This window comes from Pseudomonas syringae pv. tomato str. DC3000, assembly GCF_000007805.1.
GTDB lineage: Bacteria > Pseudomonadota > Gammaproteobacteria > Pseudomonadales > Pseudomonadaceae > Aquipseudomonas > Aquipseudomonas avellanae.
Genome location: NC_004578.1, coordinates 3,395,507 through 3,408,144 on the forward strand (window position 1 = coordinate 3,395,507; position 12,638 = coordinate 3,408,144).

General features: G+C 58.2%; 12 protein-coding genes and 1 tRNA gene. 7 read left to right on the forward strand and 6 right to left on the reverse strand.

Going from position 1 to position 12,638, the window contains the following annotated elements:
* Positions 1 to 31: 31 nt before the first annotated feature.
* Complete coding sequence (locus PSPTO_RS15630) at positions 32 to 901, reverse strand: NmrA/HSCARG family protein (RefSeq protein ID WP_005764420.1); 870 nt, start codon at positions 899 to 901, stop codon at positions 32 to 34.
* A gap of 284 nt (positions 902 to 1,185) precedes the next feature.
* Between PSPTO_RS15630 and PSPTO_RS15635 the strand changes: the two genes are divergently transcribed.
* Complete coding sequence (locus tag PSPTO_RS15635) at positions 1,186 to 2,061, forward strand: LysR family transcriptional regulator (RefSeq protein WP_005764422.1); 876 nt, start codon at positions 1,186 to 1,188, stop codon at positions 2,059 to 2,061.
* A gap of 185 nt (positions 2,062 to 2,246) precedes the next feature.
* On the opposite strand, the gene PSPTO_RS15640 is transcribed toward PSPTO_RS15635, so the two are convergent.
* From PSPTO_RS15640 to PSPTO_RS15660, 5 genes are all read right to left on the reverse strand, one after another.
* Positions 2,247 to 2,322 (reverse strand) — tRNA-Gly (locus PSPTO_RS15640).
* Positions 2,323 to 2,388: 66 nt separating this feature from the next.
* Positions 2,389 to 2,949, reverse strand: coding sequence for a CDP-diacylglycerol--glycerol-3-phosphate 3-phosphatidyltransferase (pgsA, locus tag PSPTO_RS15645; RefSeq protein WP_005737927.1), 561 nt, complete (start codon positions 2,947 to 2,949; stop codon positions 2,389 to 2,391).
* A 32-nt stretch (positions 2,950 to 2,981) separates the two neighbouring features.
* Positions 2,982 to 4,805 (reverse strand): excinuclease ABC subunit UvrC, encoded by a 1,824-nt coding sequence (gene uvrC / locus PSPTO_RS15650; protein WP_005764425.1) that lies wholly within the window; start codon positions 4,803 to 4,805, stop codon positions 2,982 to 2,984.
* Between the two features lie 2 nt (positions 4,806 to 4,807).
* On the reverse strand, positions 4,808 to 5,452 hold the full coding sequence (uvrY, locus tag PSPTO_RS15655) for a response regulator transcription factor GacA (protein ID WP_005737926.1): 645 nt from the start codon (positions 5,450 to 5,452) through the stop codon (positions 4,808 to 4,810).
* 167 nt (positions 5,453 to 5,619) lie between these two features.
* Positions 5,620 to 5,982 (reverse strand): helix-turn-helix domain-containing protein, encoded by a 363-nt coding sequence (locus tag PSPTO_RS15660; protein ID WP_007246451.1) that lies wholly within the window; start codon positions 5,980 to 5,982, stop codon positions 5,620 to 5,622.
* A gap of 81 nt (positions 5,983 to 6,063) precedes the next feature.
* Here PSPTO_RS15660 and PSPTO_RS15665 point away from each other — a divergent pair, with 81 nt between their 5' ends.
* The 6 genes from PSPTO_RS15665 (at position 6,064) to PSPTO_RS15690 (ending at position 12,638) form a co-directional block, all read left to right on the forward strand.
* Positions 6,064 to 6,309, forward strand: a complete 246-nt coding sequence (locus tag PSPTO_RS15665; RefSeq protein WP_005764430.1) for a DNA-binding protein — start codon at positions 6,064 to 6,066, stop codon at positions 6,307 to 6,309.
* A gap of 701 nt (positions 6,310 to 7,010) precedes the next feature.
* Entirely contained in the window at positions 7,011 to 8,093 is a 1,083-nt protein-coding gene (locus tag PSPTO_RS15670) for a 3-deoxy-7-phosphoheptulonate synthase (protein WP_011104335.1), read from the forward strand.
* Positions 8,094 to 8,164: 71 nt separating this feature from the next.
* A complete protein-coding gene (locus PSPTO_RS15675) occupies positions 8,165 to 8,455 on the forward strand; it encodes a peptidylprolyl isomerase (RefSeq protein WP_264370961.1) in 291 nt (96 codons plus the stop codon).
* 227 nt (positions 8,456 to 8,682) lie between these two features.
* Positions 8,683 to 10,551, forward strand: a complete 1,869-nt coding sequence (locus PSPTO_RS15680) for an extracellular solute-binding protein (protein ID WP_011104337.1) — start codon at positions 8,683 to 8,685, stop codon at positions 10,549 to 10,551.
* The gene (locus PSPTO_RS15685; protein ID WP_011104338.1) at positions 10,552 to 11,616 is read left to right on the forward strand and encodes a microcin C ABC transporter permease YejB; all 1,065 of its coding nucleotides are present in this window, start codon (positions 10,552 to 10,554) and stop codon (positions 11,614 to 11,616) included.
* Positions 11,616 to 12,638, forward strand: a complete 1,023-nt coding sequence (locus PSPTO_RS15690; protein WP_005764441.1) for an ABC transporter permease — start codon at positions 11,616 to 11,618, stop codon at positions 12,636 to 12,638. Before PSPTO_RS15685 ends, PSPTO_RS15690 begins: the two co-directional genes overlap by 1 nt.

A 12,638-nucleotide genomic window follows, 5' to 3' on the forward strand; every position in this document is an offset into this window, starting at 1 on the left:
TACATTGGCCAAAATGCCCCCTGCTCGTTTTTTAGACGCCGGCAGTGGCTTCGCGGACGAAGCCTTCATAAGAGCGCAGCGGGTGCCCAATGATGGCTTCCAACCGTTCCACGGCTCCTTCAGCCGCTTGCATGCCGAACTTCTGGATGCCCGCCATCATCAAGCGCATGTCGTAAGCCAGCCAGCCAGGACCGTAAGAAGCCAATTGCCCTTCGAAGGCTGCTACATCATCGCCACCGTAGGCGATCTCGCGATCCAGAGCGGAACTCCAGGTTTGTGCCACGGATGCACCAGTCAGCGCTTGTGGACCCACCAACTCCAGCGTTACAAGATCAAGAGCAGAAGATGCCTCGTCGCGTCGCAACAGTTCTGCCACGGCGACATCGGCAATATCGCGCGCGTCAATCATTGAAACGCCCGCCGAGCCAATAGGCATTGGGTACACCGAGTAGCTCTGGATCGTCTGCTGGACCATGAGGTCGTTTTGCATAAAGTACGCGGGACGCAGAATAGTCGCGGGGATGTCGAGGCTTTCGATCATGCGCTCGACCGTGTACTTGCCGGTGAAGTGCGGAACGTTGGTGAACGTGTCGGCATGAATCACGGACAGGTAAACGATGCGCTCGATACCGGCCTCCTGAGCGAGGTTCAGCGCGATCAGCGCTTGCGTAACTTCATCGGGCGTCACTGCATTGAGCAGAAACAGCGTGCGCACCGAAGACAGCGCGACACGCATGGAGGACACATCAGTGAGGTCTGCGACTACCTCGGTGACGCCAGCCGGAAAATCACGCTTGCCGGGTTGGCGCACCATGGCTTTGACATCGGCACCTGCGCTGGCGAGGCCCTGCGTAACGAGTGAACCGATGGTGCCCGTGGCGCCAGTAACGAGAATGCTCATTTTTTAATCTCCTGCAGTAATGGGGGGTGGTGTCAATCAGCGTGAGAAGTCCGCAACGACTTTGCCGGCTCCCGAAACGGTGCGATTACGTTCAATCGCCTTGGGATGCCTGAGAAGCCAGCGACCTCGCCTATCCGGAACTCAGGCATGGACGAGCACCGCGTGTTTTGCAGAGTGTTCATCGCAATGCCTCATGCTGAGATCCGATGACGAGAAGATAACCTGTTGCGCAAATTAAGCAGAGACGCCAAAGTGCAGACACTTCGTTTCAAAAATGGAACACCATGAACCTCAATGCGCTAATCGATTTCATGCTTGTGGCCAACAACGAAGGGCTCGGAAAAGCGAGCCGTGCGAGCGGCATATCCAAGGCAACCCTATCGCGCCGAATCGCGGACCTTGAGGAACAACTGGGCGTCAGGCTGATCGAGCGCAGCGCTCGCGGCCTGAAACTCACCGAAGCCGGTGAAATGTTGATGGCACGAACAGAGGGGCCGCTGGGTGAGGTGGCAGAAGCCATGACGGCGACCCGTGATGGCGTTGCGACGCCGCGCGGGCGCTTGCGTGTCGCCTCCCCCGTTCTGTTCTCTCAACTTGCGATGGGTCGCATCGGCGCCGGGTTTTATGCCGCCTACCCGGAGGTGATCATTGAAGTCACGGCGGAGGACCGCCTGGTCGACCTCGTCGAGGAGCAGTTCGACGTCGCTATCCGCATCAATCCTGACCCGGACAGCCGTCTGGTGGGCCGATGCTTCGCCAGGGACCGACTGGTAGTCGTGGCGGCACCGGAACTGCCCAGGCCAATGCCAGGCGCCATCAGACAGACGCCTGCCATTGTGACGTCGAGCTTCCAGCCCACCCACTGGAAACTCGATAACGGACATCTGGTTCTGAAACCGATTCCGAAACTGTGGTTCTCGTCGCTGATGATGGTCCGCGATGCGGCTGTCGCCGGAGGCGGTGCTGCGCTCATTCCACAGTCCATCGCATGGAGCCAGCTCGCCAGCGGACAGCTGGTCCAATGGGGCACGGTATCGGGTGCAGAACCCGAACTCTGGGTGCTGCATACGTCCAGGCGCCTTGTCTCACCCAAGGTTCGCGCCTTCGTCGATTTCATCTGCGCCAGTAACCCTGACATGTCTCTGGTGCTGAAGGGATAGAGAGCCGTTCACAGGCCTGGAGAGAGGCAAGTACATCGAGACACTGATTTAACAGACATCGAATAACGCACTGAAGCTCGCGGTTACTCATGGTCATGAGCAGCTTTTATCAGGACGAAAAAAAAGAGGCATAAGCCTCTTTTTCTGGTTTCCACACACTTCAATTGAAGCGCGTTGAAAATATCTGGAGCGGGAAACGAGACTCGAACTCGCGACCCCGACCTTGGCAAGGTCGTGCTCTACCAACTGAGCTATTCCCGCATTGTCTTGATGATGGGCACTATTCTAGCGTTTCAGAAAGCTGCGTCAAGCCCTTGATTCAAAAACTTATTTTTTTTCTGCTGTGGTCTTGAGATGCGGCCATGCGGCTCTGAGGTATTGCACCATCGACCACAGGGTCAGCCCCGCTGCGACGAGCAGCAATGCGTAACCGAAAATCACCCAGAAGGTGACTGCCGGCGGGTTGCCGAGCAGAATGACCAGCGCCAGCATTTGCGCGGCGGTTTTCCATTTGCCCATGTTGGAAACGGCGACTTGTGCACGCGCGCCTATTTCCGCCATCCATTCGCGGAGCGCGGAAATCACGATTTCACGGCCGATGATCACCGCTGCCGGCAGGGTCAGCCACAGGTTGGCGTGCGCCTGAACCAGCAGCACCAGGGCCACGGCCACCATCAGTTTGTCTGCTACCGGATCAAGAAACGCACCGAATGGCGTGCTTTGCTCAAGACGGCGAGCCAAATACCCGTCGAGCCAGTCGGTCGCCGCAGCGAACGCAAAGACTGCACTGGCTGCCATGTAGCTCCAGTGATAAGGCATATAGAACAGCAAAATGAAGATCGGAATCAGTAAAACGCGTAGTACGGTGATCAGATTAGGGATATTCATCGGCACAACTGGCTACGAGGTGAGTGAGCATTCTACTCGCTGTGCAGGTTTGCATAAATCGACTCTGCCAGCTTTTTACTGATTCCGGGTGCTTTTGCTATTTCATCGATGCTGGCACGGGACAACTCCTGTAATCCACCGAAATGTTTGAGCAGATCACGCCGCCGGGTCGGCCCGACGCCTGCAATACCTTCGAGCGTCGATGTGCGTCGGGTCTTGCCACGGCGCGCGCGGTGGCCGGTAATTGCGAAGCGGTGCGCCTCATCGCGTATCTGCTGAATAAGGTGCAGCGCCGGTGAGTCACCAGGCAGCGTGAACTCATGAGCGGCGTCATTGAGGTACAGCGTCTCGAAACCGGCCTTGCGCGTGGTGCCCTTGGCAACGCCGAGCAGGATCAGGTCCGGCACCTGCAATTCGTTGAGCACATCGCGAGCCATGGACATTTGCCCCTTGCCGCCGTCCACCAGCAGCACATCGGGCAGCTTGCCCTCCCCGGCCTTGATGCGACTGTAGCGCCGGGTCAGGGCCTGGTGCATGGCGGCGTAGTCGTCACCGGCGGTCACGCCTTCGATGTTGAAGCGGCGATAATCGGACTTGATCGGACCCTCAGGCCCGAACACGACACACGACGCCACGGTCGCCTCACCACTGGAGTGACTGATGTCATAGCATTCGAGACGCATCGGCGGCTCGTCGAGATTGAGGACAACTGCCAACGCTTCAAATCGCGACGCGACGTGCTGACGGTTGGCCAGCCGCGCTGCCAGCGCCTGCTCGGCATTGGTGACCGCCAGTTGCTGCCAGCGCGCCCGAGTGCCGCGCACCCGGTGGCTGATGGTCATTTCCCGGCCACGCGATTCTTCGATGGCATCGATCAGTGCCGGGAAGTCTTCGTTGACGACGTTGACGATGACTTCACTGGGCAACTCGCGGTCAACACCGCCCAAAAAATACTGCGCCAGGAAGGCCGACATCACTTCACCGACCTCCTCTTCTATACCGACCTGCGGGAAGAAGTTCTTGCTGCCCAGCACCCGGCCGCCCCGCACGCTGATCAGGTGCACACAAGCGCCGCCCGGATTGACGAACGCGGCAACCACGTCCACATCGCCTGTGCCGCCGTCCATGCTTTGCTGGTCCTGAACGCGCCGCAGCAGCGCCACCTGATCACGCAACTCGGCCGCGCGCTCGAAATCCAGCGCCATCGCGGCTTTTTCCATCGAGGCGTTCAGCTCATCGCTCAATGCATTACTGCGCCCTTCGAGAAACATCACCGAGTGACGCACGTCTTCGGCGTACACCTCAGGCTCCACAAGACCGACGCACGGCCCCTTGCAGCGTTTGATCTGATATTGCAGACAAGGCCGGTTGCGGTTCTTGAAAAAGCTGTCTTCGCACTGGCGCACCTGAAAGGTCTTTTGCAGCAGGCTCAGGCTTTCACGAATGGCACCGGCGCTGGGATACGGCCCGAAATATCGACCCTTGGCCTTCTTTGCACCTCGATGAATGCTCAGCCGTGGGTAGGTACCGTCGGACAGGAATACATACGGGTAGGACTTATCATCACGCAACAGGATGTTGTACGGAGGCCGCCACTCTTTGATGAGGGTCTGTTCCAGCAACAGCGCTTCGGTTTCGTTGTTGGTGATCGTCGTTTCAATCTGGGCGATGCGCGCAACCAGTGCGCCGGTCTTGGGTGCGTGCCCGGTCTTGCGAAAGTAGCTGGCAAGACGTTTCTTGAGGTTCTTGGCCTTGCCGACGTACAGCAGCGTGGCGTCGGCATCGAACATGCGATAAACGCCAGGGCGACCGCTACAGGTCGCGAGAAATGCACTTGGATCGAATGTCTGGGTCATGTTCAGGCGCTGGCATCAACCATGCCGTGACGTACAGCGAGCAAAGCCAGTTCAACATCACTGCTGATCGAAAGCTTTTCAAAGATACGGTAGCGGTAGGTATTGACGGTTTTCGGTGACAGGCACAGCTTGTCCGAGATGGTCTGGACTTTCTGGCAGCCGACAATCATCAGGGCAATCTGGATTTCACGTTCGGACAGCAGATCGAACGGCGAGTTGTTGACCTGCGGCTGAAACGATTTCAACGCAAGTTGCTGGGCAATCTGCGGGCTGATGTAGCGCTGACCGGCGAACACCAGGCGAATGGCCTGAACCATCTCGGCAAGCCCAGCGCCCTTGGTCATGTAACCCGCGGCACCGGCTTGCAACAAGCGGGTCGGGAACGGGTCTTCTTCACAGGCAGTGACTGCCACGACCTTGATATCAGGATGGCTACGCAACATCTTGCGGGTTGCCTCCAGACCGCCAATGCCGGGCATCTTGACATCCATGAGCACCACATCGGGCTTGAGCTCCCGCGCTTTCTTCAGCGATTCCTCACCGGAATCGGCCTGCCCGACAACCTGTAGACCTTCAATGTCGGCCAGCATGCGTGTGATGCCTGTCCGAACAAGGTCATGGTCATCGACAACTAGCACCTTAATCAAGCAGACACCTCGCGCAACGGTCATAACGAATGCCAGTCACCATAACAAAAACGGTGAGTGAGACCTAGCACTGCGAAGTCAGACGCCCGACAACATGACAGAGCGCGTTTCAAAACAGCCGGAAAAACCTCGCTACAGCGAAAGACAGCCTCTACCTGCTCCCGGAGTCAGTGACCCGAAGGAAGCTTTTCCACACCGACAAAGGGTGCAGAAAGTTCGGCGATAGTAGTGGTCAAGCGCCTGATAGCGTCCTGATCTTCCTTCTCCAATACCCGGTAGTTGCCCAGAATCGTTTCCTCGATGACGCTGAGATTGTCGATCGGCACCGGTGTGCGTTTGCCGGTCAGCACGTACAGCACATCCACACCCTTGGCCGCGACAGCAGCCAGATAATCGGCCTTGGGGGCACGGTCACCATTTTCATACTTTCCCTGAGCGTTAGCTTCGACGCCTCCTATTTCACCGAAAGTTCGCTGGGACATGCCCAGACGTTCTCGTTCTTCTCGTAGCCGGCAACCAATTCCATTCATTTGAATGTATAACCTTGTTGAAACTGTCCTAACGAATGCTAGAATCCCGCAAAATTGAATCTACTTGAACGGTTTTGAACTATGCCCGGAATACGCACTGCTGCACAAGCCAAGGCCTGGCTGGATCAACAGGGAAAATCCGTTCAGGAATTTGCTCGTGAAAACAGCATTGATCCGGCTACAACCTACCAAGTGCTGGCAGGGCGCAAGAAAGGAAGACGTGGCGAAGCACATAAGGTAGCTGTGCTGCTGGGCATGAAGATCGGGACGATCCCGACGACGGAAACCCTGCAAGAGGAAGTGGAGAGTGAAGACCAGACTGCGTGAGGTGAAGACTGATGCACCCGCATGCAGCGGTTGTTCAACTTGCAAGGTAGCCTGCTTCGGCACCGACTGTCATCAGCCGTTGGGCGGTTACACGTCTGGCCACTCAATGAGCCCCGCTCAATCGCAACGTTTGATAATCCCTGTGATTGAATTTTCCAATTGAACGCACGTCCTTTCCTGAAGTAAGCTGCCAGCCATTCTACGGAGACACGCCATGCTGCAATCCATCCACCCAGTGCTTCAAGCTCTTGCCGGCGTTCCTCGCCTGGAGCGCGCTGCGGCTGTGCGGATCGCATCGGTGAGCACACGTCCGCAGCTCAACACTTATTATGGGTATTGGTTTAGCCACTGGCGCGCCTGATACCCATCCGGCGCCCACTTCAAGGGGACGCCAACCAGAGAATTCTCTACCCCCGGTCGGCTACCCGACCGGGGGTTTTGTTTTTTCAGGGCCCTGTATTTTTTCGACGCTTCATAAAAATCACGCTGCACACCGAGGATTACGACATGAACCACGCCACTTATTACCGCAACGACACTCACTTGACCTGGCGATTTAGCCACCTCCGTTCGGGACAGCCTGCCGCCTCCGTTCGGTCACTGCCAGGTGGCAACTCTGAATGTCCGGCCCATACGGCCCCTTGTCGAACACCCCAGTAGGGTCTGCGCGGACTATCTCCGCCAGCCCAGGAAGCCAGAACATGAATTCGCCCGTTGCCGTAAAATCGTCCGACCTGTCCAGCCATGCCGTCACATTGGCGGACAACAACCCCGCCTCGAAACGCCTGCCCAGCACGCTTGAGCTTAAAATGCGCCTGCCACTCAATGCCACGCTGACCGAACAGGTTGCAGCCCATCGCCGCGCCGTGCGCGCCATTCTCAATGGCGAAGACTCACGACTGCTGGTCATCGTGGGCCCCTGCTCGATCCATGATCCGCAATCCGCGCTGGAATATGCCGAGCGACTCGCCAGCCTGGCCGCAGAAGTCAGCGATCAGATGCTGCTGGTGATGCGTGCCTACGTCGAAAAACCGCGCACCACCGTAGGCTGGAAAGGCCTGGCGTACGACCCCGACCTGGATGGCAGTGACGACATGGCCGGCGGCTTGACGCTGTCGCGGCAGTTGATGCGTGACATGCTGGGCATGGGCCTGCCGATCGCCACCGAAATACTGCAGCCCATGGCTGCCGGCTACTTCGACGACCTGCTCAGCTGGGTCGCCATTGGCGCTCGCACCACCGAATCGCAGATCCACCGGGAAATGGCCAGCGGGCTGCCCATGGCGGTTGGCTTCAAGAACGGCACGGATGGCGGCGTAGCGGTGGCCAGCGACGCAATGCGCTCAGCGGCGCACCCGCATCGTCATTTCGGCATGGACGCTCACGGTCACCCGGCGATCATCGAGACGCAGGGCAATCCGGACACGCACATCGTGCTTCGCGGCGGACACAGCGGCCCCAACTACGATCGCCAGAGCGTTGCTCAGGTGCAGGCCGGCCTGAGCAATAACGCCATAGCGTCGCGAATCATGGTCGATTGCAGCCACGCCAACAGCGGCAAGGACCCGGCGCGTCAGCCTCACGTGTTCAACGATGTGCTTGAACAGCGCTTGTCCGGCAACCCGTCACTGATTGGCATGATGATCGAGAGCCATCTACACGATGGCTGCCAGGCGCTGGGCGAAACGCTGCAGTACGGGGTGTCGGTTACCGACGGCTGCCTGGGCTGGACCGCGACCGAGCAGTTGTTGCGTGAAGCGGTCGACCGCTTGCGTTACAGATAAACAAGGCGAAGGAACTTTGTCGGGAAATACCGTACTGAATCCGGTACGCTATTTCTTTTTTTCACCGGAGATTGTTTCCCATGCCTAAAGCAACTGCCCGCCACATCCTTGTTTCGAGCGAAGAGAAATGCGACGAACTCAAGACTCAGATCGAAGGCGGCGCTGATTTCGCTGAAGTCGCCAAGGCCAATTCCAGCTGCCCGTCCAGCCGTCAGGGCGGTGATCTGGGTTCGTTCGGTCCAGGCCAGATGGTTAAGGAATTCGACACTGTCGTGTTCAGCGCGCCAGTCAACACCGTTCAGGGTCCGGTAAAGACTCAGTTCGGCTATCACCTGCTGGAAGTGACCAGCCGCCAGGATTGATCCTGCTGCGCTGATCACCAGACGGCTCATCTTCGGATGGGCCGTTTTTGTGTGCGGCCATTGATGCACCTGCGTGCTCGCAGCGGCTTGGCGAAGCGGTCATTTGTCTGTAGAAGATACCGCGACGCAGATACATGATTTCTGCCGGGAATTTCGTCATACCTTTATTATCGCCAGTCGCCTTTAACCCTGACATTCGCTTGCGGACGTCAGTCAGGATTCGAGTCATGCGTTTTGTCTGTTCATCATTGCTCGCCTTGACGCTGACCCTGGTCGGCACTGTTCAAACCCTGTCTGCGGCACCGCAACACGCATTGACCGTTTATGGCGAGGCCCCGCGCTATCCCGCCGATTTCAGGCATTTCGACTACGTGAACCCCGACGCCCCCAAGGGTGGCAGCCTGCGTCGTTCGGCCATTGAAATCGGCCAGTTTGATCACCTGATGCCGTTTATCGACAAGGGCATGGGTGTTTCACAAATCAACGGCATGCTCTATGCGCCGCTGGCCACACGCTCGATGGATGAGCCCTATACGGTTTACGGGCTGATCGCCGAGAAGATGGAGCGTGGCGCGGACGGCCTTTCACTGCGCTTTTACCTGAACCCGAAGGCACGTTTCGCGGACGGCACACCCATCACTGCCAATGACGTGAAATACACCTACGAACTGCTGATGACCCAGGGCAACCTGCAATACCGCACCCAGTTTGAAGCGGTCAAAGGCCTGGAAGTCGAATCGCCGACGCAGATCCGCTTCGATTTCAAACACAGCGACAGCCGCACCCTGCCCCTTGATCTCGCATCGCTGCCAGTATTCCCAGAACACTGGTGGAAAACCCGCGACTTTGCCAGCGGCGCGGGGTTTGAAATACCGCCGGGCAGCGGCCCTTACACCATCAGCCATGTCGACCCGGGCCGCACCATCACCTTCGAGCGCGACCCAAACTGGTGGGGCAAAGACCTTCCGGTCAGCAAAGGCCTGTATAACTTCGATAAATTCAGCATTGAATATTTCGGCGACATCGACGTGGCACGTACGGTTCTCAAGGGCGGCGCCTACGACTACAACCGCGAATTTTCAGCGACCGGTTATTCGATCCGCTACGACGGCCCCGCGCTCAGCGACGGTCGCCTGCAAAAAGCACAACTGGCTACCGGTGCGGTGCAAAGCTCGCAAGGCTTCATATTCAACCTGAGCCGGCCGATGTTTCAGGACCGCCGCGTACGCCAGGCGCTGTCGCTGCTCTGGGATTTCGAGTGGACCAACCGGCAGATGATGCGCAACATGTACATTCGCCAGGACAGCTACTTTTCGAACTCAGAGCTGGCCGCCAGCCAGCTGCCCACTCCCGCCGAGCTGAAGATTCTTGAGCCACTGCGTGGCACAGTTCCCAAAGAGGTGTTCGACACGGTGTTCAAAACGCCGAAGACCGACGGCACCGGCTTGATCCGCGACAAGCAACTGCAAGCCCTGGCGCTGATGAAAGAAGCGGGCTGGACGCCGAAAGGTGATGAATTGGTGAACGCGCAGGGCGAGCCATTCAGTTTCACGTTTCTCAATGCACAGAGCGGTTTCGAGCGGATGCTGCTGCCTTACAAACGTACGCTGGCACAGATCGGTATTCATTTCGATATTCGCCGCATCGACTCTGCGCAATACCTGAACCGTGTCATGGCCCGCGATTACGACATGATTGTCACGGGCTACCCGGTGTCCACCTCGCCCGGGGCCGAGTTGTACAACAGCTTTGGCTCGAAAGTGGCCATGGACCCTGGCTCCAGCAATTACATGGCGCTTCAGGACCCCGCCGTCGACACGCTGATTGCCGGGCTGGTCAAGGCCGACAACAAGCAGACCATGACCGACTACGCACACTGCCTGGACCGGGTGCTGCAATGGAATTACTACTGGATTCCCAACTATTACCCGCCCGGTTCTTCGACAGTCTGGTGGAACCGTTTCGGCATCCCGAAAATCCAGGCCAGCAATAACGAGGCGGTTGAAACGTGGTGGGAAATAAGCCCGACGCCGCTGACCAACGAGCAGTTCGCCGAACAGCGCGGCGCCTCGGCCATTGTTTCGGAGATGCGCTGAATGCTCGGTTATATCCTGCGACGCCTGCTGCTGATCATCCCTACCCTGCTGTGCATCCTGCTGGTCAACTTTTTCATCGTCCAGGCCGCGCCGGGCGGTCCTGTTGAACAAGCTATTGCGCGCCTGCAGGGTATCGGCGGTGCAACCGTCGGCGCGGGGGCCACGGAATCGGCCGGCGCTGGACACTCTCGCGCCTCCCGAGGGCTGGACCCGGTGCTGATAAAGCAAATCGAACGTCAATACGGCTTCGATAAACCGCTGCATGAACGCCTATGGCTGATGCTGAAAAGCTATGCACGACTGGATTTCGGCAGCAGCTTCTTTCGCGGCGCGACGGTCACCGATCTTATTCTGCAAAAGCTGCCGGTTTCCATCTCGCTGGGGTTGTGGGCGACGCTGTTGACCTACCTGGTATCGATTCCGCTGGGCATTCGCAAGGCGGTCAAACATGGCAGCCAGTTCGATATCTGGAGCAGCACCGCGATCATCATCGGCTACGCCACGCCGGCGTTTCTGTTCGCCATGCTGCTAGTGGTGGTGTTCTGCGGTGGCACGTCGCTGAACTGGTTTCCGGTACGCGGGCTGGTGTCGGACAACTTCGAGCAACTGAGCACGCTGGGCAAGGTCGCCGACTATTTCTGGCACTTGGTGCTACCGGTTTCAGCGCTGGTGATCGGCGGCTTTGCCACACTGACGCTGCTGACCAAGCATTCTTTCCTCAATGAAATCACCCGCCAGTACGTGACCACGGCCCGCGCCAAGGGCATGAGCGAGCGACGTGTGCTGTACGGGCATGTGTTTCGCAACGCCATGCTGCTGGTGGTCTCAGGCATTCCGCAGGCGTTCATCAGCGTATTTTTTGCCGGTTCATTGCTGATCGAGGTGATTTTCTCGCTGGATGGGCTGGGGCGCATGAGTTACGAAGCGGCCGTCTCGCGGGATTACCCGGTGGTATTTGGTTCGTTGTTTATCTTCACCGTGTTTGGCCTGCTGATAAAACTGATCGGTGATGTCTGTTACACGCTGGTTGATCCGCGAATCGACTTCAGCGCGAGGAATGCCTGATGCGCAACCTTTCTCCGTTGGCGCGTCGCCGCCTGGAACGTTTTCGCAGCAATCGCAGGGGTTGGTGGTCGTTGTGGCTGTTCTGCGGGCTGTTCGCCCTGACCTTGGGTGGCGAACTGATCGCCAATGACAAACCGCTGATGGTCAGTTATCAGCACTCGCTCTACTTTCCGATGTTCAAACGCTACACCGAGCAGCAATTTGGCGGCGAACTGCCCTTCCAGCCGGATTATCGCAGCGACTACGTGCGCCAACTGATCACCAAGGGCGACGGCTGGATGCTGTTTCCACCGGTCCCGTTCAGTGACGTTACGCCCAACTACGAACTGACGTCCCCGGCGCCCAGCCCGCCCTCGGCGAGCAACTGGCTGGGCACCGATGATCAGGCGCGCGATGTACTGGCGCGGGTGATCTTCGGTGCGCGCATCTCAATTCTGTTTGCGCTGGTGCTGACCTTCGTCAGCGCATTGATCGGCATCAGTGCCGGCGCGCTGCAGGGCTATTACGGGGGCTGGGTGGACCTGTTCGGCCAACGGCTGCTTGAGGTCTGGTCAGGTTTGCCGGTGCTTTACCTGCTGATCATTCTATCGGGCTTTGTAGAACCTGATTTCTGGTGGTTGCTGGGCATCATGGCGCTGTTTTCCTGGCTTACCCTGGTCGATGTGGTGCGCGCCGAGTTCTTGCGCGGCCGTAACCTGGAGTACGTCAAGGCAGCCCGCGCACTTGGTCTGGGAGACAGGAAAGTGATCATGCGCCACATCCTGCCCAATGCCATGAATGCGACGCTGAGCTACCTGCCGTTCATTCTCACCGGTGCCATTTCCACTCTGACCGCGCTGGATTTCCTGGGCTTTGGCATGCCTGCCGGCAGCGCCTCGCTGGGCGAGCTGATCGCTCAGGGCAAACAAAACCTGCAAGCGCCCTGGCTGGGCCTGACGGCGTTCTTTGCCCTCGCGCTGATCCTCACGCTGCTGGTATTCATTGGCGAGGCGCTGCGCGATGCCTTCGACCCGAGGTCCTGA

Bases quoted from the DNA above. Each gene is read 5' to 3' on its own strand.
- PSPTO_RS15630 (WP_005764420.1), bottom strand. From the start codon at position 901: ATGAGCATTCTCGTTACTGGCGCCACGGGCACCATCGGTTCACTCGTT.
- PSPTO_RS15665 (WP_005764430.1), top strand. From the start codon at position 6,064: ATGCCCGGAATACGCACTGCTGCACAAGCCAAGGCCTGGCTGGATCAA.
- PSPTO_RS15635 (WP_005764422.1), top strand. From the start codon at position 1,186: ATGAACCTCAATGCGCTAATCGATTTCATGCTTGTGGCCAACAACGAA.
- PSPTO_RS15660 (WP_007246451.1), bottom strand. From the start codon at position 5,982: ATGAATGGAATTGGTTGCCGGCTACGAGAAGAACGAGAACGTCTGGGC.
- PSPTO_RS15690 (WP_005764441.1), top strand. From the start codon at position 11,616: ATGCGCAACCTTTCTCCGTTGGCGCGTCGCCGCCTGGAACGTTTTCGC.
- PSPTO_RS15670 (WP_011104335.1), top strand. From the start codon at position 7,011: ATGAATTCGCCCGTTGCCGTAAAATCGTCCGACCTGTCCAGCCATGCC.
- uvrC (WP_005764425.1), bottom strand. From the start codon at position 4,805: ATGACCCAGACATTCGATCCAAGTGCATTTCTCGCGACCTGTAGCGGT.
- PSPTO_RS15680 (WP_011104337.1), top strand. From the start codon at position 8,683: ATGCGTTTTGTCTGTTCATCATTGCTCGCCTTGACGCTGACCCTGGTC.
- PSPTO_RS15685 (WP_011104338.1), top strand. From the start codon at position 10,552: ATGCTCGGTTATATCCTGCGACGCCTGCTGCTGATCATCCCTACCCTG.
- pgsA (WP_005737927.1), bottom strand. From the start codon at position 2,949: ATGAATATCCCTAATCTGATCACCGTACTACGCGTTTTACTGATTCCG.